Raw genomic sequence first — 24,527 nt, 5'->3', positions numbered from 1 at the left:
CCCGCGTTATCGTTGGCGCCCATCGCGAGCAAGCTCGCTCCTACAGGGGGAAAGCAGCGCCGGGCTTATCAGCCCAGCTGCCGCGGAATGCGGTACAGGTAGAACAGCACCACGGTGGACAGCACCAGCAGCATCAACGGCACCGCATCCAGCCCGACAAACACCGCCAGGGTGCCGATCCAGGTCGGCAACGCCGCTACCACCAGGGCCTTGCGCCGCACATTCGCCAGCTCAATCCAGGCCGCAGGCTCTTCCGGCGTATCCAGTGCCGTCTGCGTCGCGATCAGCGACCGCTTGTAAGCCCCGAAAAAGCGCAGACTGACAAACATCGAAGCCACCCCGGCAATGAAAAACGGCATCGCCAGCACCGGCAGCAACGGATCCGTCTGAGCAAAAAGCCAGTTCGCGACAAACAGCGGCAGCACACTCAGCACCAGCTGTTTCCACCAGCCCACCGACAACCGACGCTTCACCTGGCCGCGGGTCACGCCGGATCCGCCTCGCTCTGGTGCTCGTTGCCCATCATATGGCCGAGCTTGCCGGCCTTGGTCGCCAGGTAGAGTTTGTTGTGCGGGTTCTGTCCGGTTTGCAGCGGCACGCGCTCGGCCACGGTGATGCCCATCTCGGTCAAGGCCTTGACCTTGCGCGGGTTGTTGGTCATCAGGCGCAGCGACTGGATGCCCAGGTATTCGAGCATCGGCCGGCAAATGGCGTAGTCGCGCAGGTCAGCGGCAAAGCCCAGGCGCTCGTTGGCCTCGACGGTGTCGGCACCGCCGTCCTGCAATTCATAAGCACGGATCTTGTTCATCAGACCGATGCCGCGACCTTCCTGGCGCAAGTACAGCAACACGCCGCGACCTTCGAGGGCGATCGCCCGCAGGGCCGCCTCCAGCTGAGAGCCGCAATCGCAGCGCTGGCTGAACAAGGCATCGCCGGTCAGGCATTCGGAATGCACACGGCCAAGAACCGGTGCGCCATCCGCCACATCCCCCAGAGTCAGCACGACGTGTTCACGACCGGTGGTTTCTTCGAGAAAGCCATTCATGGTGAAGGTCGCAAAGGGGGTTGGCAGTTTGGAAGCGGCGACGAAAACGACGGGCACCGTGTGCTCCTGATCAGTATGAGGACTGGAAATTCGCAGAAGTCGCATTGTAACAGTAGGTTCCTACAGACGCTTAGGCTGAATTATCCATGATAACTATCAATAGGTTTGATTCGTTGGCACCGGCAGCGGCATGGAGTCGAACGGATAAGGCTGCTTCCAGTGCTCGAAAATAGCCCGCAACTCACCACTTTTGACCAGTTCGTCCATACGTTGATCGTACAAAGCCATTAACGCCCGTCCCCGCGCCGTGTTGGCAAATCCGAGGTACAGCGGCAGGTCCAACAAGTGGGTGCGCTGGTACATTTCCGGGTGCGCGGCCTGGCCCAGCACCTCGTTCACCTCAGACAACGCATCAATGTAGTAGTCGGCGCGGCTGTGGGAAAGCATCGGCAAGATCCCATCCCGGCGCACGATTTCGTTGTAATGCCGGATATTGGGCAAGTAGTGCTGGTATTTGTAGCCACGCATCCAGGCCAGGCGGTAGATGCCCAGCGTCTCCAGAGTCGGCTGCGGATTGCTCGCCAGCCCCAGGGCATAGAGATGATCGACATCGAAATGCCAGCGCGGATACAGGGCACCCACCACCTCGTCGCGATAAGCCGCCACCCAGGCGTCCGCGTCACCCCGCTGCACCAGTCCGATCGTCCGGGTATAGGGCTCGATACTGATCAAGACCTTGACGCCCTTGGGCTCGAAAATCTCGCGCATGACATCCCAGGCCATGCCGCGACCGTCGGCACCGGTGTAGTCGACCCATTCCTCACTGGAGAGGTGGACCACCCCAGGCAAGGAAGTTTCTTCACGCGCCTGAACAACATTACCTACAACGCCACCCGTCAACAGACAGAACAGCAGCACCCACAACCGACAGCCAAACATGCCCGAATCCTCAGGTAAAGAGGTGCACCAGCCCTTGCATGACCAGCCAGGCGAAAACCCCGGCCAGTACGTCGTCGAGCATGATGCCGACGCCGCCATGAACATGCCGGTCGATCCAGCGGATCGGCCAGGGCTTGAGGATGTCGAAAAAACGGAACAGCGCAAAACCCGCCAGCAACCAGTACCAACCGTCCGGCACCAGCCAGAGGGTGATCCACATCCCGACCATCTCGTCCCAGACAATGCCTTCGTGGTCGTGCACCCGCAGATCGTTGGCGACCTTGCCGCACAGCCAGAAGCCGAACAGCAGGGTAACGCCCAGCATCAGCCAGTAGCCCCAGTCGGGCAACATCCGCCATAACGGTATAAAGGGTAGCGCAACCAGCGAACCCCAGGTGCCCGGAGCCTTGGGCAAGGTGCCGGAACCGAAGCCGAAGGCCAGGAAATGCCAGGGATTGCGCCAGACCGACGGCGGCACGAACTCGGCCGGGACCTGCTTGGGATGATCTGTCACGGTGTCTCCGGAAAATGTTGGTAGCCCCGGCGTGCCGGCGTGATGTCGCGGCCGGCGCTGTCCACCAGGATCACGCCCTGCCCGCCCAGTACCTGGCCGATCACCCGTACCGCTGGGTGCGCGGCCAGCAACCCGGGCAACTCGGCGGCTGGCAGGGTAAAGGCCAACACATAGTCATCACCACCGCTGAGGGCCGCCTCGCGGGCCCCTTCCTGACCGAGAAAGGCCTGCAGCGCCGAAGACAAGGGCAGCGCATCACGTTCCACCTGCAACCTGACGGAAGATGCCGTCGCGATATGCCCGCAATCGGCCAATAACCCGTCGGAGATATCCAGTGCCGAGGTCGCCTTGTTGCGCAAGAACTGACCCAATGCCAGTTGCGGCTTGGGCGACCAGTAGTGGTCCAACAGCGGCTCGGCAATCGCCGGCGCCGCCGTACGCTGCCCCAGCACCAGCGGCAAGGCACCCGCCGCATTGCCCAGGTCGCCGCCGACACACAGCAGGTCGCCGACTTGCGCGCCACTGCGGGTCAGCGCCTGGCCCGTCGGTACCCGACCGAACACGGTCAGCGTCAGGCACAACGGCCCACGGGTGGTGTCACCACCTACCAGGCGCAAGCCACAGTGTTGCGCCATCAGGTTCAAGCCGCGGGCAAAGCCCTGCAGCCAGTCGGCGGCGTTGTGCGGCAAGGTCAGGGCAAGGGTAAAGGCCAGGGGCGTGGCGCCCATGGCGGCCAGATCACTGGCGGCAACAGCCAGCGCACGCTGGCCGAGCAGGAAAGGGTCGCAGGGATCGGCGAAGTGCACACCCGCCACCAGGGTGTCGGTGGAAATCGCCAGTTGTTCCCCGGCGGGGACGCTCAGCAGGGCGCAATCGTCGCCGATGCCCAGGGCAACACCCTCGCCGGCCTGCGCACAGGGCGCGGCGGCGAAGAAATTGCGGATCAGCTCGAACTCGCCCATGCAAAGGTCAAGCGCGGATCAGCGCTTGAACGCCTTCACTTCAGCTTCACGCAGGCGCGGCGCCAGTTTGTCGAGCACGCCGTTGACGAACTTGTGACCGTCGGTGGAACCGTAGACCTTGGCCAGTTCGATCCCTTCGTTGATCACCACGCGGTACGGCACGTCGACGCGCTTGAGCAGTTCCCAGGTGGACAGGCGCAATACCGCCAGCTCAACCGGGTCCAGCTCTTCGATCTCGATGTCCAGGCAAGGTTTGAGAACGGTGTCGATTTCGCTCTTGAACTGCGGAACGCCATGCAGGATTTCACGGAAGTAAGCGCCGTCGACATCGCTGAAATCGTTGTCGACCCGGAACTGCGCCTCGATCTCGTTCAGCGACTGCTTGGCCATGTGCCACTGGTACAGGGCCTGGGTCGCGAGCTGACGGGCTTCGCGACGCTTGACGCTCTTGGAGGGCTTGCCGGCGCCTTCAGGCTTCGGATCGCGCGGGTTGAAACGATCGCTTTCGTCGCTAATCACACAGCCTCCAATTGCGCCAGCAAGCTGACCATTTCCAGGGCGGAAAGGGCGGCTTCGGCGCCTTTGTTGCCGGCTTTGGTGCCGGAACGTTCGATGGCTTGTTCGATGGAGTCGACCGTCAGTACGCCAAACGCGACCGGCACGCCAAACTCCATGGAGACCTGGGCCAAGCCCTTGGTGCATTCACCCGCCACGTATTCGAAGTGCGGAGTACCGCCACGAATAACCGCGCCGAGGGCGATGATCGCCGAGAAGTCGCCTTTCTGCGCGACTTTTTGTGCCACCAGCGGGATTTCGAAGGCGCCAGGTGCGCGGATGATGGTGATGTCGCTTTCGCTGACACCGTGGCGAACCAGGGTGTCAACAGCGCCGCTCACCAGGCTTTCGACAACGAAGCTGTTGAAGCGGCCGACCACCAGGGCGTAGCGGCCTTTGGGGGCGATGAAGGTACCTTCGATGGTCTTCAGGGTCATTCGACAATTCTCTTAAAGAGCCGGGGCGCGCCTAGTACGCGCCCCTCAGGGATATTTGAACCGCGAATCAAGGGCCGCGAGCAGCCAGTCTTTATTCGGAGGGCACGTATTCTACTACTTCCAGGTCGAAACCGGATATCGCATTGAACTTCATCGGCGCACTCATCAGGCGCATTTTGCGTACGCCCAGGTCGCGCAGGATCTGCGAACCGGCACCGACGATGCTGTAGGTGGTCGGCTTTTTCGCCGGCACCTGCTCGGCGGTCTCGCGGATATGCGCCAGCAACACGTCGCCATCCAGCGGGTGACCGAGCAGCAGCACCACGCCGCTACCGGCCTCGGCCACCGCGGCCATGGCCGCGCGCAGGCTCCAGCGCCCGGGTTGCTTGACCATCAACAGGTCGCGCAGCGGGTCCATGTTATGCACCCGCACCAGGGTCGGTTCTTCGGCGCAGAAGCTGCCCAAAGTCAGCGCCATGTGCACGTCGCCTTCCACCGAATCACGATAGGTCACCAGGTTGAAATGCCCCAGTTCGCTGTCCAGCGGCTGCTCGGCAATCCGCTGAACGGTACGTTCGTGGATCATCCGGTAGTGGATCAGGTCGGCGATGGTGCCGATCTTGATGTTGTGTTCGGCGGCGAAGGTTTCCAGTTCGGCGCGACGGGACATGGTGCCGTCGTCGTTCATCACTTCGCAGATCACGCCACTTGGCTCGAAACCAGCCATGCGCGCCAGGTCGCAGGCCGCTTCAGTGTGGCCGGCGCGGGCCAGGGTTCCGCCGGGCTGGGCCATCAGCGGGAAGATATGGCCGGGGCTGACGATGTCCTCGGCCTTGGCATCCTTGGCCGCTGCCGCTTGCACGGTGCGGGCGCGGTCGGCGGCGGAGATGCCGGTGGTCACGCCTTCGCTGGCCTCGATGGATACGGTGAACTTGGTGCCGAAGCCGGAACCGTTGCGCGGCGCCATCAGCGGCAGCTTGAGCAGTTCGCAGCGCTCACGGCTCATCGGCATGCAGATCAGGCCACGGGCGTGCTTGGCCATGAAGTTGATGTGCTCGGCCTTGCAGCATTCGGCGGCCATGATCAGGTCGCCTTCGTTCTCGCGGTCTTCGTCATCCATGAGGATGACCATCTTGCCCTGGCGAATGTCTTCGACCAGCTCTTCAATCGTATTGAGCGCCACGCGGCACCCCCCTTCTTTCAAAATTTGAGTGTCAGGATTTGAGGTAGCCGTTGGCGGCCAGGAAACTTTCGCTGATGCCACCGCTCGACGGCTCCGCAGCCTTGTCGCCCAGCAGCAGGCGCTCCAGGTAACGAGCCAGCAGGTCGACTTCGAGGTTGACCTGGCGACCAGGACGGTAGTCGGCCATGATGGTTTCGGCCAGGGTGTGTGGGACGATGGTCAGTTCGAACTCGGCGCCGTTCACCGCGTTGACCGTCAGGCTGGTGCCGTCGACGGTGATCGAGCCCTTATGGGCGATGTATTTGGCCAGTTCTTTCGGCGCGCGGATGCGGAACTGGATGGCCCGGGCGTTTTCTTCACGGGCAACCACTTCACCGACACCGTCGACATGGCCGCTGACCAGGTGCCCACCGAGGCGGGTGGTCGGGGTCAAGGCTTTTTCCAGGTTGACCCGGCTGCCGGCTTTCAACTGGTTGAAGGCGGTGCAGTCCAGGGTTTCGCGGCTGACGTCGGCCCAGAAGCCGTCGCCCGGCAGTTCGACCGCGGTCAGGCAGACGCCGTTCACCGCGATGCTGTCGCCGAGCTTGACGTCGGCCAGGTCCAGCTTGCCGGTTTCCACGTAGACGCGGACGTCGCCGCCCTTGGGGTTCAGGGCTCGGATACTGCCGATGGATTCGATAATGCCGGTAAACATGAAGTCCTCCTCGAGAACAGGCCCGCGCGTGGCGCAAGCCAAAAATTATACGCCGGGTGCCGGGTCAGGTATTGCGGTGACTCGCCAGTCACTGCCGACTGCGCGCATTTCGATGATCTTCAGCCGAGGCGCCTGGTCCATCCGCTCCAGCGGCCAGTCCAACAATGGACGCGCCGTGGAGCCGAGAAACTGACCGGCGACAAACAATTGGTATTCGTCCACCAGACCCTGCCGGGCAAAGGCACCCGCCAGGCGTGGGCCGGCTTCCACCAGCACTTCGTTGACGCCACGGGCGGCCAGTTCGGTCAGCAAGCGGCGCAGGTCGACGTGACCTTCGGCGCCAGGGACTTCCAGCAGCTCATGGCCCAGGGCCTGATAACGTTCGGCGGCGCCCGGAATGCAGGTCACCACCAGCGCCGGGCCCGCCGTGAAGAATGGAGCATCCAATGGTACCCGCAGGCGCCCGTCGATCAACACCCGCAGGGGGGGACGGCGCTCGGCCAGGGCGCTCAGTTCCGGATCGAGGCCCAGCTCGGCCGGGCGCACGGTCATCCGCGCATTGTCCGCCAGCACGCTGTCGGCGCCGGTCAGCACCACGCTGGCCTGGGCCCGCAGGCGCTGCACGGCGGAACGCGCCTGCGGCCCGGTGATCCACTGGCTTTCGCCGCTGGCCATGGCGGTGCGCCCGTCCAGGCTCATCGCCAACTTGACCCGCACGAACGGCACGCCGTGTTCCATGCGTTTGAGGAAGCCCTGGTTCAGTGCCCGCGCCTCGCCTTCCAGCACACCGCTGTGCACGGCGATGCCGGCGTCGGCCAGACGCTTGAGGCCACGGCCGGCGACTTCCGGGTTGGGGTCCTGCATGGCCGCGACCACCCGCGCCACGCCGGCCTTGACCAGGGCGTCGGCACACGGTGGCGTACGACCAAAGTGGCTGCACGGCTCAAGGGTGACGTAGGCCGTGGCCCCACGGGCGTTTTCACCCGCCTCGCGCAGGGCATGCACCTCGGCATGCGGTTCGCCGGCGCGCACGTGCCAGCCTTCGCCGACCACCACGCCCGCCTGCACGATCACACAGCCAACCCGTGGATTCGGATGGGTCGAGTAGCGGCCCTTGCGGGCCAGCTCCAGGGCACGGGCCATATAGTGGGCGTCGAGGACGGCCTGCTCGGTTGGACGGCTCATTCTTTGGCGGGCTCGCGGGCGAGGCGGTCGATCTCTTCGCGGAACTCGTTGAGGTCCTGGAAGCGGCGATAGACCGAAGCAAAACGGATATAGGCGACTTCATCGAGTTTCTGCAACTCGGCCATCACCAGTTCACCGACGACCAGCGACTTGACCTCGCGCTCGCCGGTGGCCCGCAGCTTGTGCTTGATATGCACCAGCGCGGCTTCCAGGCGCTCGACACTGACCGGGCGCTTTTCCAGCGCGCGCTGCATGCCGGCGCGAAGTTTGTCTTCGTCGAAGGGTTGGCGGCTGCCGTCCTGTTTGATCAGGCGTGGCAGGACCAGTTCGGCGGTCTCGAAGGTGGTAAAACGTTCACCGCAGGCCAGGCATTCACGCCGGCGGCGCACCTGTTCGCCCTCGGCGACCAGACGCGAGTCGATGACTTTGGTGTCGTTGGCACCGCAGAAGGGACAGTGCATGGTGGCAGGCAACAAAAAATGGGAGGGCCATGGTAGCGCATCCCCGTGGCAAGACAAGCCATAGGGTTTGCGGTATACAGTCGCCCGACTACCTTTTATACAGATAGATGCAGCGTATTTCGCCTTGGGTTGGAGCCGTTCATGTCAGTACGACCGCTTGTTTTGCTCAGTCTCGCCGGCCTCCTGGCCGCTTGTGGCAGCCCACCACCCAAGCCCGTCCCGGTGGCGCCAGCCCAGCAACAGGCAAACAAACCGGTCAATCCCTATGAAGAACTCGGTCCATTGCCCAGCTTTCAGCGTGAATTGAGCGGTACCTTGCAAGGCGTGCCGGCAGGCGCGGAAGTAGAACTGGCGCTGTTGGTGATCGACGAGCGCGGTCGTCCACAGCAATTGCTGGCCAGCAGCAAGATCAACGGCACCGGCCAGGTCCTGCCATTCCGCCTGCGCTTCAACCCGGAGGTGTTCCCGGTGGGCAGCCGGGTGGAATTGCGCGGACGGGCCAGCCAGTCCGGGCAATTGATCTTGCATCTGCCGTCGCGAATCATCACCGAGCCGACCACCCAGGCCCTGGGCCAGTTGCAATTTTTTACCGCGCCATGAGTGCACCGGCGGACCTGCAACGTTCCTTGAGCGAGTTGCTGGGCGATGCGCAACTGGTGGCCTGTGAATTACCCGGGACCGCGTTGCAGTTGTGGCTGATCGATGCACACAACATGGATCGCGCCTTTACCCCCGAAGAAACCCGGCGAATCCTGCATGAACCGCCTTATTGGAGTTTCTGCTGGGCCAGCGGCCTGGCCATGGCCCGCTACCTGGCGGAAAACCCGCACTGGGTGGCGGGCAAGCGAGTGCTGGATTTCGGCGCTGGTTCCGGTGTGGCGGCGATCGCCGCGGCCCGGGCCGGGGCGCGGGAAGTGGTGGCCTGCGACCTCGATCCACTGGCGTTGGCGGCTTGCCGGGCGAATGCGGCACTCAATGGGGTGGAACTGCGCTACAGCGCGGACTTCTTTGCCGAGAGCGATCGTTTCGATCTGATCCTGGTGGCGGATGTGCTGTATGACCGGGAAAACCTGCCGTTGCTCGATCAGTTTCTCAGCCGGGGCCAGGAGGCCCTGGTGGCCGATTCGCGGGTGCGGGATTTCCGTCATCCGTTGTATCGCCGCGTGGAAATGCTCGAAGCCTTCACGCTGCCGGACTTGGCCGAGCCGGAGGAGTTTCGCCAGGTCAGTCTCTACCATGCCCGGCGTCAGCCGGCTTTCGGCCATCGAGCCCAGGCTTTATAGTTGTCCCATTCCCCGCTTTCCGAGATTCCGATGACTCAGCCCACCCCCTACATCTTCGACGCCACCACCGCTGATTTCGACCAGTCGGTGATCGAGAACTCGTTCCACAAGCCGGTGCTGGTGGACTTCTGGGCCGAGTGGTGCGCGCCCTGCAAGGCGCTGATGCCGATGCTGCAACAGATCGCCGAGAGCTATCAGGGTGAGCTGCTGCTGGCCAAGGTCGACTGCGATGCCGAGCAGGACATCGCCGCCCGTTTCGGCATTCGCAGCCTGCCCACCGTGGTGCTGTTCAAGGACGGCCAGCCGGTGGATGGTTTCGCCGGTGCCCAGCCGGAATCGGCGGTGCGCAAAATGCTCGAGCCGCATGTGCAGATGCCGCCGCCGACGGCGGCCGATCCTCTTGAGCAAGCCGAGGCGCTGTTCGCCGAAGGTCGGATCGGTGATGCCGAAGCGGCCCTCAAGGAACTGCTGGGCGAAGACAACAACAACGCCAAGGCGCTGATCCTCTATGGCCGTTGTCTGGCCGAGCGCGGCGAGTTGGGCGAAGCCCAGGCGGTGCTCGACGCGGTGAAGAGCGACGAGCACAAGGCCGCGCTGGCCGGGGCCAAGGCGCAACTGACCTTTTTGCGTCAGGCGGCTGACCTGCCGGAGGCCGCTGACTTGAAAGCGCGCCTGGCGCAGAACCCGCAGGACGATGAAGCGGCCTACCAGTTGGCGGTGCAGCAACTGTCGCGCCAGCAATACGAAGCGGCGCTGGACGGTTTGCTCAAGCTGTTTACCCGCAATCGCGGCTACAGCGAAGGCCTGCCGCACAAGACTTTGCTGCAGGTGTTCGATCTGCTGGGCAACGACCACCCGTTGGTGACCACCTACCGTCGCCGACTGTTCGCCGCGCTGTACTAAACACCGCTGCATTGCCCTTGTGGGGGCTGGCTTGCCAGCGATGAACGATAACGCGGTCTGCCTGAAACACCGCAGCGTCTGAATCGCCGGCAAGCCGGCTCCTACAGGATGTGTGTTGTGTTTGAGGTTGGGGCCCCGCCCTCAAGCCTGGACCCAACTGTAAAGCGGCGAATCCGTCCCGCTCAGCACCTTGACCTCGCTACAGTGGCGCAAGCGCACCAACAGGCGCTTGGCCGCCGCCGTACTCCCCGCCAGCCCCTCCAATTGTCCGAGCAACTGCGGCCCGTCGATCTGCCCGGCCTGGCGCACCAGATCCCTGGCCGTCTGCCACAAGGCCTCGTCCTGGCTCACCGGCCGGGCCACCACCGCAGCGCCCGCGTCTGGCGGCACGCTCACTTGCAACTGCGCGCCCAACCGCGCCCAGTCGCCTTCATCCAGCTCTAGCGTCAAATCCACCGGCCATTGGCCGATGGTGCCTCGAATTCGCAGCATGATGCTCACCTCGCGATTGCAGGCGCCCATGCTCCCATGCGTCACCCGACACGCCAAGCCAGTGGCCGAACAAGCCATAAATTGTTATAAGATCACATAACAAAACACCCTTGTTGCCGTTCCTGGAGAAACGCCATGCGCCACCTGCTGCTCGCCCTGCCTTTTGCCCTGCTCCCGCTGGTTGCCGCCCAGGCCCATGACGCCCACGAACACGGCAGCCTCGGCGCTCACGAGCACGGCGTGGGCCGGCTGAACGCGGCACTCGACGGCCAGACCCTGGAACTGGAACTGCAAAGCCCGGCGATGAACCTGGTGGGCTTCGAACACCCGGCCACCAGCGATGTCGACAAGGCCAAGGTCGCGGCCGTACACCTGTTGCTGGAGAAGCCGCTGGAGCTGTTCAACCTGCCGAAAGCCGCCGCTTGCGTCGTCGCCAGCCAAACGCTGGAAAGCCCGCTGTTCGGCGATCCGGCGCCTGAAGAAGCCGATGACGATGATGACGACGATCACGCCCCTGAAGCCGCCGGCTCCACCCCAGTCGCCGGTGCCGAGCACCATCACGACCACAGCGAGATCCACGCCCATTACCAATTCACCTGCGCCACTCCGGCCGCGTTGAAGACCCTGGACCTGGGCCAGGTGTTCAAGACTTTCCCGGCCACTCACAAGATCCAGGTGCAATTGATTTCCGGCAGCGGCCAACAAGGGGTTGACGCCACGCCAGAGGCTGCCACCCTGAAGTTCTGATCCGCCTCCATCCCTGTAGGAGCCAGCTTGCTGGCGATGAACGATAACGCGGTCTGCCTGAAACACCGCGGCGTCTGAATCGCCAGCAAGCTGGCTCCTACATGAGTACCCACCTGTGAATCGGCCTTTATGACCCAAGCACTTATCGAACTGTCCGACCTCGGCTTCAACTGGCCCGGCCATCCGCAGTTGCTGGATATCCCGGCGTTCCGTCTGGAACCGGGCGAAACGTTGTTCCTCAAAGGTCCCAGCGGCAGCGGCAAGACCACCTTGCTTGGCCTGTTGGGCGGCGTGCAGAAACCCAGCCGAGGCAGCATCCGCCTGCTCGGCCAGGAACTCACCGAACTGGGGGCCGGCGCCCGCGACCGTTTTCGCGTCGACCACACCGGCTATATTTTCCAGCAGTTCAACCTGCTGCCGTTTCTCTCGGTACGCGAGAACGTCGAGCTGCCTTGCCACTTTTCCAAACTGCGCGCCAGCCGCGCGATCCAGCGCCACGGCAGTGCCGACCAGGCCGCCGCGACCCTGCTCGCCCACCTCGGTCTGAGCGATCCGGCCCTGCTCGAACGTCGCGCCGACTCGCTGTCTATCGGCCAGCAGCAACGGGTCGCCGCCGCCCGCGCGCTGATCGGCCAGCCGGAGTTGGTGATCGCCGACGAGCCGACTTCGGCGCTGGACTACGATGCCCGCGAAGCCTTTATCCGACTGCTGTTCGCCGAATGCCGCGAAGCCGGCTCCAGCCTGCTGTTCGTCAGCCATGACCAGAGTCTGGCCCCGCTGTTCGACCGTCACCTGTCGCTGTCCGAATTGAATCGCGCGGCCACGCCCGCGGAGGTCTGAGATGTATCTGTTTCGTCTGGCCCTGGCCAGCCTGGCCAACCGCCGCTTCACCGCTCTGCTCACGGCCTTCGCCATCGCCCTGTCGGTCTGCCTGCTGCTGGCCGTGGAGCGCGTGCGCACCGAAGCCCGCGCCAGCTTCGCCAGCACCATCAGCGGCACCGACCTGATCGTCGGCGCCCGCTCGGGCTCGGTGAACCTGCTGCTGTACTCGGTGTTTCGCATCGGCAATGCCACCAACAACATCCGCTGGGACAGCTTCGAGCACTTCGCCAACAACCCGAAAGTGAAGTGGGCGATCCCAATGTCCCTCGGCGACTCCCATCGCGGCTACCGGGTACTGGGCACCAGCGAGGCCTATTTCGAGCATTACCAGTACGGCCACCAGCAGAACCTGCAACTGGCCGAAGGCCGCCCGTTCGCCACCGACCCGTTCGAGGTGGTGCTCGGTGCCGAGGTCGCCGACGCGCTGCACTACAAGCTTGGCGACAAGCTGGTGCTGGCCCACGGCGTGGCGGCCATCAGCCTGGTCAAGCATGACGACAAACCCTTCAGCGTGGTCGGTATCCTCAAGCGCACCGGTACACCGGTGGACCGCACGCTGCATATCAGCCTCGGCGGCATGGAGGCGATCCATATCGATTGGCACGACGGTGTACCCGCCCACGGCGCCGGACGCATCAGCGCCGACCAGGCACGCAATATGGACCTGACGCCGCAAGCCATCACCGCCTTCATGCTCGGCCTGAACAACAAAGTCTCGACCTTCGCCCTGCAACGCGAGATCAATGAGTTCCGTGGCGAGCCGATGCTGGCGATCCTGCCAGGCGTGGCCTTGCAGGAGCTGTGGAGCCTGATGGGCACGGCGGAAAAAGCCTTGTTCGTGGTCTCGCTGTTCGTGGTCCTGACCGGCTTGATCGGCATGCTCACGGCGATCCTCACCAGCCTCAACGAACGCCGCCGGGAGATGGCGATCCTGCGCTCGGTGGGCGCGCGGCCTTGGCATATCGCCAGTCTGCTGATACTGGAAGCCTTTGCCCTGGCGTTGTCCGGGGTAGTGGCCGGGGTCGGTTTGCTCTACCTGTGCATCGCCCTCGCCCAGGGTTATGTGCAATCGAACTACGGGCTGTACCTGCCGCTGTCCTGGCCGAGCGAATATGAATGGACGCTGCTCGGCGGTATCCTCGTTGCCGCCCTGTTGATGGGCAGCGTGCCGGCGTGGCGCGCCTATCGACAATCCCTGGCCGATGGCCTGTCCATCCGTTTATGAGTGCTGCGATGAAGAATAAAGTCCTGGTCGGCGTGTTGCTGGCGCTGTCCGTGGTAACGGCAACGCCGCTGTGGGCCGATGACAAACCCAAGGAGCTGGCCTGGCAGGACATGATTCCGCCCGATGCGCCGCCGGAAGTCCCGCAGATGGCACCGCTGCATGACCTGTCGAAAATCGGCAGCATGAACGTCGAAGCCGCGCCAGCGGCCAAGCAGTCGTTACCCGATGCGCCGGTGGTCAAGGCCCTGGATGGCCAGCATGTGCGCCTGCCGGGGTATATCGTGCCGCTGGAAGTCAGTGAGGAAGGCCGGACCACGGAATTCCTGCTGGTGCCGTATTTCGGCGCCTGCATCCATGTGCCGCCACCGCCGTCGAACCAGATCGTGCATGTGACCAGTGAGCTGGGGGTCAAGGTTGACGAGCTGTATCAGCCGTACTGGATCGAGGGTGACATGCAGGTCAAGCAGAGCACCAGCGACCTGGCGGATGCGGGGTACAGCATGGCGGCACAGAAGATCTACGTGTACGAATTGCCGGAGTAAGACCGCTCGTTCACTGGTGTTTTCAAGGGCGTCATCGCGAGCAAGCTTGCTCAGACAAATTGAGCGTCGTGCACAGATTTTGCGTACGACACAAATCCTGTAGGAGCAAGCTTGCTCGCGATAGCGTCAGCAGAAACAACCCAAAAGTTCCTGCCCCAACTCGACCATTGGCTTTTCATTGAGCTGGGTCAACAACCAGCCCTGCCTTCCGTTGAGCTGAGTCAACGACCGACCCAGCTCGCTCCTTACCATTGGACCCAGTGAATTTGAACCGTCCTTTGGAGCCCCCCCCAATGCAAAAATCCCTGCTCAGCGCCTCTCTCGTTGCGCTCGCCCTCGCCGCGCCCCTTGCCCACGCCCACGAGGCGGGTGATTTCATCGTCCGCGCCGGTGCCGCCACCGTCTCGCCCAATGACAGCAGCGGCGACCTGAAACTCGACGGCGCGCGAATCTCCGGCACCAAGGCCACAGTGGACAGCGACACCCAGCTGGGCCTGGCCTTCGCCTACATGTTCACCGACCATATCGGTCTGGAACTGCTGGCCGCGACGCCGTTCCATCACGAAGTATCGGTCAAGGGCCTCGGCCCGGCGCTGGATGGCAAGCTGGGGGATATCAAGCAACTGCCACCGACCCTGTCGCTGCAGTACTACCCGCTGGATGCCAGCTCCAAGTTCCAGCCCTATGCCGGTGTCGGTATCAACTACACCATGTTCTTCGGCGAAGACCTGACCAGCAAGCGCAAGGATGAAGGCTTCAGCAACATGAAGCTGCAGAACTCGGTGGGCCTGGCCGGACAACTGGGCTTCGACTACATGCTCACCGACCGCATGCTGCTCAACGCCTCGGTCTGGTATGTGGACATCGACACCAAGGCCACCGTCGACGGGCCGACCGCCCTGGGCGTAGGCCAGACCAAGGTGGATGTGAAGGTCGATCCATGGGTCTACATGGTCGGTATCGGCTACAAATTCTAAGCTCTACCTTGAGTTCCAGTACTCACTTTGTGGCGAGCGGGCTTGCCCGCTCGCCACCTATCAGCGTTCCATCACCCCCATGAAAAAGGCGCCTCATCAGGCGCCTTTTTTCATTTGCAACAATCGACTTCAGCGCCCCAGCAAACGCGCCAATCCGACACTCATCGGCGTCGGCTCGGCCAGTTCGAAACGCTCCAGCAGCCGCTGGTTGTTCGCCCGCGAATGGCGAATATCACCCGAGCGCGCCGGCGCATAGGTCACCGGCGGCAGCGCACCGACCACCTCGCCCAGCGCCACCAGCATCTGCTTGAGCGTCGTCGCCCGGTTCAGGCCAACGTTGATCGCGCCCTCCTGCACCTGCGGCGCCTCGAGCGCCTGCACCAGGATCTTCACCAGATCGCCGACGTAAATGAAGTCCCGGGTCTGCTCGCCATCGCCGAAGATGGTGATCGGCAGTCCCTTCAAGGCCCGCTCGCAGAAAATACTGATCACCCCGGAATACGGCGAGGACGGGTCCTGGCGCGGTCCGAAGACGTTGAAGAAACGGAAGATCACCGGCTCCAGGCCATGCTGGCGGCGGTAGAAGTCCAGGTACTGCTCGCTGGCCAGCTTGTCCGAGGCATAGGGCGTCAGCGGGGCCTTGGCGATGTCCTCAACGATGGACTCACCTTCGCCATTATTGCCGTAGACCGCCGCGCTGGAAGCGAACAACACCCGTTTGACGCCCGTCTGGCGCATGGCCTCACAGACATTCAGCGTACCGATGAAGTTGCTCTGGTGGGTCCGCACCGGGTCCTCGACCGACGCCTGCACCGACGCGACCGCCGCCAGGTGCACCACGGCCTGACAGCCAAGCAGCGCCCGCGCCACGACGGCGGCATCGGCGACATCGCCTTCGATCAGTTCGACCCGCGGATTGTCCAGGGCCAGGTTGCTGCGCTTGCCGGTCGACAAGTCATCGAGGATACGCAGCGAGTAACCTTTTGCCAGCAGCGCTTCGGCCAGGTTCGAGCCGATGAAGCCGGCGCCGCCGGTGATAAGAATGGGGGCCTCAGCCATGACGATAGAACCTGTCGAGTAGCGCCGGCAATGCCGCACGCCAGGCACGGGGCTTGATGCCAAAGGTATGGAGAATTTTCTTGCAGGCCAGCACCGCGTGCTGCGGCTCTTCCGCCGCATCCGGACGCGCGGCGTGGGCCTGGGCGGTCGGCGCCTCGATGGCCAGCGGGTGCAGTTGCCGGGCCTCGGTCAGAATCGCCTGGCCGAGGGCCAGCGGCGTGGTCGCCTCGTGGCCGGCGTAGTGGTAGGTGCCCCACAGCGGCGCGGCGCAATCCAGTTGCTTGAGCACCGAGATGATCACCCGGGCCGCGTCGTCCACGGGGGTCGGGTTACCGCGCCGGTCATCGGCCATCAGCAGTTCGTCGGGCTGCTCGGCCCGGGCCAGGAAGCGCCCGAGAGTGCCCTCGGAACTGTCGTCGAGCAACCAGCCAAAGCGCAGCAGCACATGTTGCGGGCAAGTCGCGCGCACGCTCTGCTCGATCCGCCACAACGCCTGGCCACGCAGGCCCAGGGGCACGGGTTCGTCTTTTTCGCTGTAGGCGGTGGCCCGCGAGCCGTCGAACACCCGATAGCTGGAAGGTTGCAGGAGGATGATGTTGTGATGCTGGCAGAGTTCGGCCAGCCGCTCGACCGCGCGCTCCTGGTCGGCCAGGCGCGCCTCGCCGACCGTCTCCGCCTGGAACCAGTCGAAGTAGAAGGCAAGGTTGATCAACGCATCCGGACGGGTGTCGTCGAGCAGTTGCGTGAGGCTCGCGGCATCCCAGCCTTCTTGTGGCGGACGGGGGGCGAGGAAACCGATATCTTCCTCCGCACCGAGGCGAATCAGCGCCTGCCCAAGGGCATTTCCGCCGCCCAGTAACATAAGGCGCATTCGCATAGAGTCAGCAGGCCCAAGTCTGTTCAGAACGATGGTGATTGGCGGCCAGCTTGTGGCCGACCGCTGGCAATAGCCAGAATCCTTGCATTTTGCGGGTTTTGCGCGCAACCGTCACGGATAAACTGCCTGAAGGTACCGTTGTGGCGAGGGGGCTTGCCGCCGTTGGGGTGCGAAGCGCCCCTGAAACCTGAGATCGCGGCGTACCAGATGGAACAGGTTGAGCGGTTTGCGACTGCTTCGCAGTCGAGCGCGGGCAAGCCCGCTCGCCACCGACGGAGCTGGACTCAAGCCCCCTCACTACTTGCAACTTGGGCCGTACGACCGCATAAATAAACCCATGAATCTTCCCGAATCGGTCCACGACGCCCTGGCAGGGTTCCACCCGGCCGTCAGCGCCTGGTTTCGCAATACCTTCCCCGACGTGACCGGCGCCCAGGCCCGTGCCTGGCCGTTGATCCGCCAGCGCCGGTCGACGCTGATCGCCGCGCCGACCGGCTCCGGCAAGACCCTGACGGCCTTCCTCGCGGTGATCGACGACCTGGTTCAGCAGGGCCTGGCCCAGGGTGGCGAACTGCCAGATGAAACCCTGATCGTCTATGTCTCGCCGCTCAAGGCGCTGTCCAACGATATTCGCATCAACCTGCAGGACCCACTCGCGGGCATCACCGCACAGCTCGAGCGCCTGGGCCTGCCGCCGCTGTCGATCAGCACCGCGGTGCGCACTGGTGACACCCCGCAGAACGAACGCACGCGCCTGCGCAAGACCGCGCCGCATATTCTGGTGACCACGCCCGAATCGCTCTATGTGCTGCTCGGCTCCGACTCCGGCCGACGCATGCTGGGCACTGTTCGTACGGTCATCGTCGACGAGATCCACGCCATCGCCGCCAGCAAGCGCGGCAGCCACCTGGCCCTGAGCCTGGAGCGTTTGCAGGCATTGTGTGGCGAGTCGTTGCTACGCATCGGCCTGTCGGCCACGCAAAAGCCCATTGAGGCGGTGTCGCGTTTTCTGGTGGGTACCGGGCGCGCCTGCGAAATCATCGATATCGGCCACGCCCGCCCCCGCGACCTGGGCATCGAGGTACCGCCCGTGCCGCTGACGGCGGTAATGGCCAACGATGTCTGGGAGCTGGTCTACGAACGCCTTGCCGAACTGGCCCGGCAGCACCGCACCACGCTGATTTTCGTCAACACCCGACGCCTGGCCGAACGCCTGGCCCGGCACTTGAGCGAGCGCCTCGGTAAAGAGGCGGTGGCCGCCCACCATGGCAGCCTCGCCAAGGAACAGCGCCTGGATGCCGAACAACGGCTCAAGCGCGGCGAGTTGCAGGTGCTGATCGCCACCGCTTCGCTGGAACTGGGCATCGATATCGGCGAGGTGGAACTGGTCTGCCAGATCGGCTCGCCGCGCTCCATCGCCGCGTTCCTGCAACGGGTCGGACGCTCCGGTCACCAGGTCGGCGGCACGCCAAAGGGTCGGCTGTTCGCCACTTCGCGGGACGAGTTGATCGAATGCGCCGCCCTGCTCGACTGCGTGCGCCGGGGCGAACTGGATACCTTGCTGATTCCCCGCGCGCCGCTGGATGTGCTGGCCCAGCAGATCGTCGCCGAGGTCAGTTGCCAGGAATGGCGGGAGCAGCCGCTGCTGGAACTGATCCGCGGCGCCGCGCCCTATGCCGGGCTGGACGAGCCCCACTACCAGGCGTTGCTGCGGATGCTCGCCGAAGGTTTCAACAGTCGTCAGGGCCTGCGCAGCGCCTATATTCACCGTGACGCCCTGAGCCGGAGCCTGCGCGGACGCCGTGGCAGCCAACTGACCGCCCTCACCAGCGGCGGGACCATCCCGGACAACGCCGACTACAGCGTGCTGCTCGAACCCCAGGCGCTGAACATCGGCACGGTGCATGAAGACTTCGCGGTGGAAAGCATCGCCGGCGATGTGTTCCAACTGGGCAACAGTTCCTATCGTATCCTGCGGGTCGAGACCGGCAAGGTACGGGTCGAGGATGCCCACGGCCAGCCGCCGAGCATTCCGTTCTGGCTCGGCGAGGCACCGGGGCGCAGTGCCGAGCTGTCCTTTGCCGTGGCGCGCTTGCATGCCCACCTGGATGCATTGCTGGGTGCCACGCCGGGAGACTTGCAAGCGAGCCTCGACTGGCTGCGCCAGACCCTTGGCCTGGACCCGGCCAGCGCCGAACAGATCGTCGAGTACCTGGCCCGCGCCCGCCAGAGCCTCGGCGCCCTGCCCTCGCAGGACAGCCTGATCATGGAGCGCTTCTTCGACGAGTCCGGCGGGACCCAACTGGTGATCCACACGCCGTTCGGCAGCCGGATCAACCGCGCCTGGGGCCTGGCCTTGCGCAAGCGCTTCTGCCGCACCTTCAACTTCGAATTGCAGGCCGCCGCCAGCGAAGACGCCATCGTGCTATCGCTGTCCAGCAGTCACAGCTTTGCCCTGGACGAGGTCTGGCGTTACCTCAACAGCCGCACGGCCGAACACATCCTGATCCAGGCCGTGCTCGACGCCCCGCTCTTCGGCGTGCGCTGGCGCTGGAATGCCGGGGTCGCGCTGGCGCTGCCGCGCTTTGTCGGCGGGCGCAAGGTGGCGCCGCAGATCCAGCGGATGAAAAGCGAAGACCTGACCGCCTGCGTATTCCCGGACCAGATCGCCTGCCTGGAAAACCTCGCCGGCGAGCGCGAGATTCCCGACCACCCGCTGGTGGAACAGACCCTCGACGACTGCCTGCACGAGGCCATGGACTGCGAAGGCTGGCTGGCCTTGTTGCGGCGCATGGAGGCCGGCGAAATCCGACTGATCGCCCGCGACCTGCCGGCGCCCTCGCCCCTGGCGGCGGAAATTCTCAGCGCCCGGCCATACACCTTTCTCGACGATGCTCCGCTGGAAGAGCGTCGTACCCAGGCGGTGCTGAACCGGCGCTGGACCGATCCGAGCAGCACCGACGACCTCGGCGCGCTGGATGCCGAGGCCATCCAGGCCGTGGCCGAGGAAGCCTGGCCCGCACCCAATGGCGAGGATGAAATGCATGAGGCGTTGATGAGCCTGGCGGTGATCACCGACGCTGAAGCCGAGGCCAATCCTTCGTGGGCAGCCTGGCTTCTGGCGCTCGCGACACAGGGGCGTGCCCTGCGTTTGCAAATCAACACGACGCACGCGTTATGGACGGCCCTGGAACGTCTGACCTGCCTGCAAGCCCTTTATCCACAGGCCGCGCTGCCCTCCTCCTTGCAAGTGCCAGCGGGTTTCGATCAACCCTGGGAAGCCGACGAAGCCGCCGTCGAAGTAGTCCGCGCCCGCCTCAGTGGTTTTGCCCCGCTGACGCTGTCCGAGATCGCCGAACCGCTGGCACTCTCCTGCGCCACACTGGCCCGGGCCCTGGCCAAGCTGGAAAGCGAAGGTTATGTGCTGCGCGGTCAGTTCAGTCCTGGGGCACCTCAAGAACAGTGGTGCGAGCGTCACCTGCTGGCGCGTATCCACCGCTACACGGTCAAACGCCTGCGTCGGGAAATCGAGCCGGTGGCGGTGCAGGACTTCATGCGCTTCCTGTTCGACTGGCAACACCTGTCCCCCGCTTGCCAGGGTCAGGGCAGCGCCGCCCTGGCGATGATCGTCAGCCAGTTCGAAGGCTATCCGGTTGCCGCCGGGGCCTGGGACAGCGATGTACTGGCCGCGCGGCTCAAAGAGTATTCGCCGACCTGGCTTGATGAATTGTGTCGCTCGGGCAGGCTGGTCTGGGCGCGCCTCAGTGCCCGTGGCAAAAGCGCCAGCGCGGCCTCGCGCGGTACGCCGGTGGTGTTGCTGCCCCGGGGCCAGGTCGCGCTATGGAGCAGTCTGGCCGAACAGACAGCGGTGCAAGAGTTGTCGCCGCGCACGCAAAAGGTTTATGCCGCGCTGACGCAACAGGGCGCACTGTTTTTCGACGAACTGCTGCACGAGGCCCACCTGTTGCCGACGGAACTGGAAAGCGCCTTGCAGGAGTTGGTCGGTGCCGGCTGGGTGAATGCCGACAGCTTTGCCGGCCTGCGGGCGCTGATCACCCCGGCCAGCAAACGCCAGGCGCGCAGTGCCCGACGTGGGCGCGGGGCCTTTGTCGGCGGGATGGACGATGCCGGGCGCTGGGCCTTGCTGCGGCGCTCGGCGCTGGTCGCACCGGCAGCCGGCCAGGTGCCGGCCGAAACCCTGGAACATATCGCCATGACCTTATTGCGGCGTTACGGCGTGGTGTTCTGGCGCTTGCTGGAGCGCGAGGCGGACTGGTTGCCGAGCTGGCGGGAATTGTTGCGCACCTTTCATCGGCTGGAGGCTCGCGGCGAGATTCGTGGCGGGCGTTTTATCAGCGGTCTGGCGGGTGAGCAGTTTGCCTTGCCGGAGGCGATTCCGTTATTGCGCGAAGTGCGTCGGCGTCCGACGGACGGCAGCCTGGTCTCGGTATGCGGCGCCGATCCGCTGAACCTGGCGGGGACCTTGTTGCCCGGTGACAAGGTCCCGGCGTTGGCGGGGAATCGCCTGGTGTATCGCGATGGCGTTCCGGCGGCGGCGGAGATTGCCGGCCAGCAATGGTATTGGCTCGAGCTGGATCAGGCCGCCGCCGCCGAAGTCCGCAAAAAACTGACCCAATACCGCCTCTGAAACCGCCACAAAACCTATAGGAGCCGGCTTGCCGGCGATGAGGCCCGCAAACCTTGCACCGACGGTCCGGCCGCCATCGCTGGCCAGCCGGCTGCCACAGGTCGGTGTTCGACCACAGAAATGGTTTCGTGTCCGGGCCCCAAACAGCGTATGCGGCGTTCTCAAGGTTTCGTGAAACAACGGATCTTTGCCTTCAAGTCAAATATGTTGTGCCATTACCTGTCTTTTTCCGCACAAGTGAAACCCCGACACTGCGCTCCTGATCAAACCTACCGGAGTTGCAGCCATGCCTATTGCCTTATTGGCGCTGACCCTCAGCGCCTTTGCCATCGGGACGACCGAGTTCGTCATCGTTGGCCTGTTACCCACCATCGGCGCCGACCTGGGTGTCGATCTGCCTTCCGCCGGCCTGCTGGTCAGCCTCTATGCCCTGGGTGTCGCCATCGGCGCCCCGGTGCTGACCGCCCTCACCGGCAAGGTCCCGCGCAAGCTCCTGCTGCTGTCGCTGATGGTGCTGTTCACCCTTGGCAACCTGCTGGCCTGGCAAGCACCGAGCTACGAATCGCTGATCCTCGCGCGCATTGTCACCGGCCTGGCCCACGGGGTGTTCTTCTCCATCGGCTCGACCATCGCCACCAGCCTGGTGCCGAAGGAAAAGGCCGCCAGCGCGATAGCCATCATGTTCACCGGCCTGACCGTGGCCCTGGTCACGGGCGTACCGCTGGGGACCTTTATCGGCCAGCACTTCGGCTGGCGCGAAACCTTTCTCGCCGTATCCGCCCTGGGCGTGATCGCCTTTATCGGCAGCCTGATCTATGTGCCGAAGAACATCGCGCACAACAAGCCGGCCTCGCTGATCCAGCAACTGCAAGTGCTGAAGCAACCGCGTCTGCTGCTGGTGTATGCAATGACCGCGGCCGGTTATGGCGGCACCTTTATCGCGTTCACCTTCCTGGCGCCGATCCTTCAGGACATCTCCGGCTTTCAGCCCGGCACCGTCAGCCTGGTGCTGCTGGTCTACGGCGTCTCGGTGGCGGTGGGTAATATCTGGGGCGGGAAACTGGCGGACAAGCGCGGCCCCATCGGTGCGCTGAAGCTGATCTTCCTGCTGCTGGCGGTCGTGCTGTTCGTGCTGAGCTTCACCGCCGGCAATCCATGGTTGGTCCTGTTGACCGTATTGGCCTGGGGCGCTGTAGCCTTCGGCAACGTGCCGGGCCTGCAGATCTATGTGGTGCGCCAGGCCGAGCATCACACCCCCCATGCGGTGGATGTGGCTTCGGGCCTGAACATCGCCGCCTTCAACCTCGGCATTGCCGGCGGGGCCTGGATCGGCGGCTTGATCGTCGCCAACCTGGGGCTGATCCACACCACCTGGATTGGCGGGTTGGTGGTGCTGGTGGCCCTGGCGCTGACCGCCTGGAGCGGTCGCTTGGATCGACTAGGGTCGGGATATGCGGAGCCTGCCGAAGGTTCGGCACGGGTGGTGGCAGGCCACTGAGGCCAGCCCTGACACCACAAGACCCACCGTGAAACACGATCCCTGTAGGAGCCAGCTTGCTGGCGATAGCGTTTTCTCAGGCGACGGCGATGTCGGCCATCAGATCGAATCGCCAGCAAGCTGGCTCCTGCAAGGGGACCGTGTTCATGCCTTGGGCTTGCGGTGCTCCGTAACGGTCAGGCCGGTATGCCCCCAGTTATCGGTATCCACTTCCTCGATCACGATATGGGTCAACTCCGGCGGTTTGCCGAGGACCCGTTGCAGGGTCTCGGTGATTTCGGCAATGACCTGGGCTTTCTGCTCGCGGGTCACGCCCTCACGAGTAATACGAACGCTGACAAAAGGCATGCTGTGCTCCAGTGGTTGAAAGAAGGTTTACCGATACGCTGGTGGAACTGACTCTATTGCCCCACACTCATTTGATAAATACGAGTACTCGTACCTCATTTGATCCCCCAGTGTAATCAATCATGCGACGACAGTTCGACGACCTCATGCTCGGCAGCATCGAGCTGTTTTGCCTGGCCGCCGAGGCCGGCAGTTTCACCGCCGCCGCGCAGGTGGCCGGGGTTACGCCGGCCGCGGTGAGTCGCTCGATCTCCCGCATGGAAGAGCGCCTCGGCGTACGCCTGTTCACCCGCACCACCCGCAGCGTGCGTCTGACCGAGGGCGGGCGCAGCTACTTCGAGCAATGCCGCCAGGCCCTGACCCAGCTGACCGAAGCGCAGCGGGAAGTCATGGGCAAACAGCAGGAGCCGGCCGGCACCTTGCGCATCAGCATCCCCACCACCTACGCCCACCACCGCATCCTGCCGCTGCTGCCGGCCTTTCGCGCACGCTATCCGGCGGTGAAGGTCGAAGTGCATATCAGCAACCGCAATATCGACTTCGTCGAAGAAGGCTACGACCTGGCGATCCGGGTGCGGGTGCTGCCCGATTCGGGGCTGATTGCCCGGCACCTGGAAGACGCCGCGCTGGTGCTGATCGCCACCCCTGAATACCTGCTACAGGCCGGTACACCGCTGGCGCTGGAAGACCTGCAACAGCACGAGTGCATCCAGTTCGAACTGCCCAGCAGCGGGCGCCGGATTGCCTGGTTGTTCAAGGATGCCGAGGGTAAGGAGCGGGAGTTGCAGACCGAGAGCAGCTACTGCTGCTCCGACGATGTACTGGGCGGAGTGACACTGGCGAAGAACGGTGCCGGGTTGTTCCAGACTTATCGCTTTATTGTCGAGAACGAACTGGCCGACGGTTCGCTGGTGGAAGTGCTCAAACCCTTCGCCGGCCGCTCGCGGCCCTTCACCCTGCTCTATCCGCATGGGCGACATGTACCGTTGCGGTTGAAGGCGTTTGTCGATTTTTTGCTGGAATATCGCCAGCGCTGGAGCGCCTGAAAATCCCCAGGATCAACAGGCAACC

The 24,527-nt window shown here is 64.0% G+C and carries 26 protein-coding genes; 11 read left to right on the top strand and 15 right to left on the bottom strand.

The genetic code is table 11. The features are described from left to right. Positions 1-68: 68 nt before the first annotated feature. The 11 genes from AC07VG_RS22905 to nrdR all read right to left on the bottom strand — a co-directional run bounded on the left by AC07VG_RS22905 (position 69) and on the right by nrdR (position 7,975). Positions 69-488 carry an MFS transporter gene (locus AC07VG_RS22905; RefSeq protein WP_495021908.1) on the bottom strand — a complete coding sequence of 140 codons (420 nt, stop codon included), beginning with the start codon at positions 486-488 and terminating at the stop codon, positions 69-71. Continuing rightward, positions 485-1,102: a GTP cyclohydrolase II gene (gene ribA, locus AC07VG_RS22900; RefSeq protein ID WP_495003121.1), complete on the bottom strand. Its 618-nt coding sequence runs from the start codon at positions 1,100-1,102 to the stop codon at positions 485-487. Before ribA ends, AC07VG_RS22905 begins: the two co-directional genes overlap by 4 nt. A gap of 99 nt (positions 1,103-1,201) precedes the next feature. Beyond that, complete coding sequence (locus AC07VG_RS22895; protein ID WP_495003120.1) at positions 1,202-1,984, bottom strand: ABC transporter substrate-binding protein; 783 nt, start codon at positions 1,982-1,984, stop codon at positions 1,202-1,204. Positions 1,985-1,994: 10 nt separating this feature from the next. Continuing rightward, positions 1,995-2,498 carry a phosphatidylglycerophosphatase A family protein gene (locus tag AC07VG_RS22890; protein ID WP_495003119.1) on the bottom strand — a complete coding sequence of 168 codons (504 nt, stop codon included), beginning with the start codon at positions 2,496-2,498 and terminating at the stop codon, positions 1,995-1,997. Then, positions 2,495-3,460 carry a thiamine-phosphate kinase gene (gene thiL / locus AC07VG_RS22885; protein WP_495021907.1) on the bottom strand — a complete coding sequence of 322 codons (966 nt, stop codon included), beginning with the start codon at positions 3,458-3,460 and terminating at the stop codon, positions 2,495-2,497. The genes AC07VG_RS22890 and thiL overlap by 4 nt, the downstream gene beginning before the upstream one ends. 18 nt (positions 3,461-3,478) lie before the next feature. Next, positions 3,479-3,979, bottom strand: coding sequence for a transcription antitermination factor NusB (nusB, locus tag AC07VG_RS22880; RefSeq protein ID WP_177101688.1), 501 nt, complete (start codon positions 3,977-3,979; stop codon positions 3,479-3,481). Beyond that, complete coding sequence (ribH, locus tag AC07VG_RS22875) at positions 3,976-4,452, bottom strand: 6,7-dimethyl-8-ribityllumazine synthase (protein ID WP_495003117.1); 477 nt, start codon at positions 4,450-4,452, stop codon at positions 3,976-3,978. The genes nusB and ribH overlap by 4 nt, the downstream gene beginning before the upstream one ends. A gap of 91 nt (positions 4,453-4,543) precedes the next feature. Further along, positions 4,544-5,635 carry a bifunctional 3,4-dihydroxy-2-butanone-4-phosphate synthase/GTP cyclohydrolase II gene (gene ribBA, locus AC07VG_RS22870; RefSeq protein ID WP_100944390.1) on the bottom strand — a complete coding sequence of 364 codons (1,092 nt, stop codon included), beginning with the start codon at positions 5,633-5,635 and terminating at the stop codon, positions 4,544-4,546. A gap of 31 nt (positions 5,636-5,666) precedes the next feature. Then, positions 5,667-6,329, bottom strand: coding sequence for a riboflavin synthase (locus AC07VG_RS22865; protein WP_495003116.1), 663 nt, complete (start codon positions 6,327-6,329; stop codon positions 5,667-5,669). Positions 6,330-6,374: 45 nt separating this feature from the next. Next, the gene (gene ribD, locus AC07VG_RS22860) at positions 6,375-7,514 is read right to left on the bottom strand and encodes a bifunctional diaminohydroxyphosphoribosylaminopyrimidine deaminase/5-amino-6-(5-phosphoribosylamino)uracil reductase RibD (RefSeq protein WP_495003115.1); all 1,140 of its coding nucleotides are present in this window, start codon (positions 7,512-7,514) and stop codon (positions 6,375-6,377) included. Further along, entirely contained in the window at positions 7,511-7,975 is a 465-nt protein-coding gene (gene nrdR / locus AC07VG_RS22855) for a transcriptional regulator NrdR (RefSeq protein WP_164886258.1), read from the bottom strand. The genes ribD and nrdR overlap by 4 nt, the downstream gene beginning before the upstream one ends. A gap of 141 nt (positions 7,976-8,116) precedes the next feature. Here nrdR and AC07VG_RS22850 point away from each other — a divergent pair, with 141 nt between their 5' ends. The 3 genes from AC07VG_RS22850 to trxA are packed head-to-tail and all read left to right on the top strand — an operon-like array spanning position 8,117 to position 10,161. After that, positions 8,117-8,575 carry a hypothetical protein gene (locus tag AC07VG_RS22850; RefSeq protein WP_495021906.1) on the top strand — a complete coding sequence of 153 codons (459 nt, stop codon included), beginning with the start codon at positions 8,117-8,119 and terminating at the stop codon, positions 8,573-8,575. After that, on the top strand, positions 8,572-9,258 hold the full coding sequence (locus AC07VG_RS22845; protein ID WP_495021905.1) for a class I SAM-dependent methyltransferase: 687 nt from the start codon (positions 8,572-8,574) through the stop codon (positions 9,256-9,258). The genes AC07VG_RS22850 and AC07VG_RS22845 overlap by 4 nt, the downstream gene beginning before the upstream one ends. Before the next feature lie 30 nt (positions 9,259-9,288). Beyond that, entirely contained in the window at positions 9,289-10,161 is an 873-nt protein-coding gene (trxA, locus tag AC07VG_RS22840) for a thioredoxin (protein WP_495021904.1), read from the top strand. A gap of 141 nt (positions 10,162-10,302) precedes the next feature. On the opposite strand, the gene AC07VG_RS22835 is transcribed toward trxA, so the two are convergent. Further along, entirely contained in the window at positions 10,303-10,653 is a 351-nt protein-coding gene (locus tag AC07VG_RS22835) for a hypothetical protein (protein WP_495003111.1), read from the bottom strand. A 135-nt stretch (positions 10,654-10,788) separates the two neighbouring features. On the opposite strand from AC07VG_RS22835, the gene AC07VG_RS22830 reads away from it, so the two are divergent. The 5 genes from AC07VG_RS22830 (at position 10,789) to AC07VG_RS22810 (ending at position 15,026) form a co-directional block, all read left to right on the top strand. After that, positions 10,789-11,400, top strand: coding sequence for a DUF2796 domain-containing protein (locus AC07VG_RS22830; RefSeq protein ID WP_495021903.1), 612 nt, complete (start codon positions 10,789-10,791; stop codon positions 11,398-11,400). Between the two features lie 129 nt (positions 11,401-11,529). Next, positions 11,530-12,240 (top strand): ABC transporter ATP-binding protein, encoded by a 711-nt coding sequence (locus AC07VG_RS22825; RefSeq protein ID WP_100944382.1) that lies wholly within the window; start codon positions 11,530-11,532, stop codon positions 12,238-12,240. 1 nt (position 12,241) lies between these two features. Continuing rightward, positions 12,242-13,507, top strand: a complete 1,266-nt coding sequence (locus AC07VG_RS22820) for an ABC transporter permease (RefSeq protein WP_495003109.1) — start codon at positions 12,242-12,244, stop codon at positions 13,505-13,507. 8 nt (positions 13,508-13,515) lie between these two features. Then, positions 13,516-14,049 (top strand): DUF3299 domain-containing protein, encoded by a 534-nt coding sequence (locus AC07VG_RS22815; RefSeq protein ID WP_495003108.1) that lies wholly within the window; start codon positions 13,516-13,518, stop codon positions 14,047-14,049. Positions 14,050-14,342: 293 nt separating this feature from the next. Next, the gene (locus AC07VG_RS22810) at positions 14,343-15,026 is read left to right on the top strand and encodes an OmpW/AlkL family protein (RefSeq protein ID WP_495003107.1); all 684 of its coding nucleotides are present in this window, start codon (positions 14,343-14,345) and stop codon (positions 15,024-15,026) included. 129 nt (positions 15,027-15,155) lie between these two features. Here AC07VG_RS22810 and AC07VG_RS22805 read toward each other — a convergent pair whose 3' ends face one another. Both AC07VG_RS22805 and AC07VG_RS22800 read right to left on the bottom strand, forming a co-directional pair. Next, positions 15,156-16,085 (bottom strand): NAD-dependent epimerase/dehydratase family protein, encoded by a 930-nt coding sequence (locus tag AC07VG_RS22805; RefSeq protein ID WP_495003106.1) that lies wholly within the window; start codon positions 16,083-16,085, stop codon positions 15,156-15,158. Then, complete coding sequence (locus AC07VG_RS22800) at positions 16,078-16,962, bottom strand: sugar nucleotide-binding protein (RefSeq protein WP_495003105.1); 885 nt, start codon at positions 16,960-16,962, stop codon at positions 16,078-16,080. The genes AC07VG_RS22805 and AC07VG_RS22800 overlap by 8 nt, the downstream gene beginning before the upstream one ends. 337 nt (positions 16,963-17,299) lie before the next feature. On the opposite strand from AC07VG_RS22800, the gene AC07VG_RS22795 reads away from it, so the two are divergent. After that, positions 17,300-21,610: an Lhr family helicase gene (locus AC07VG_RS22795; protein ID WP_495003104.1), complete on the top strand. Its 4,311-nt coding sequence runs from the start codon at positions 17,300-17,302 to the stop codon at positions 21,608-21,610. Positions 21,611-21,896: 286 nt separating this feature from the next. After that, complete coding sequence (locus tag AC07VG_RS22790; RefSeq protein ID WP_495003103.1) at positions 21,897-23,108, top strand: MFS transporter; 1,212 nt, start codon at positions 21,897-21,899, stop codon at positions 23,106-23,108. Positions 23,109-23,252: 144 nt separating this feature from the next. Here the strand turns inward: AC07VG_RS22790 and AC07VG_RS22785 are convergent, their stop codons facing one another. Beyond that, a complete protein-coding gene (locus AC07VG_RS22785) occupies positions 23,253-23,456 on the bottom strand; it encodes a tautomerase family protein (protein ID WP_495003102.1) in 204 nt (67 codons plus the stop codon). Between the two features lie 122 nt (positions 23,457-23,578). On the opposite strand from AC07VG_RS22785, the gene AC07VG_RS22780 reads away from it, so the two are divergent. Then, positions 23,579-24,502 (top strand): LysR family transcriptional regulator, encoded by a 924-nt coding sequence (locus tag AC07VG_RS22780; protein ID WP_495003101.1) that lies wholly within the window; start codon positions 23,579-23,581, stop codon positions 24,500-24,502. The last annotated feature ends 25 nt before the right edge of the window (positions 24,503-24,527 follow it).

It is taken from the genome of Pseudomonas sp. GW821-FHT03C07 (assembly GCF_059420925.1).
Note: the sequence above shows the minus strand (reverse complement) of the source record. Positions and strands in the feature narration are given on the sequence as shown.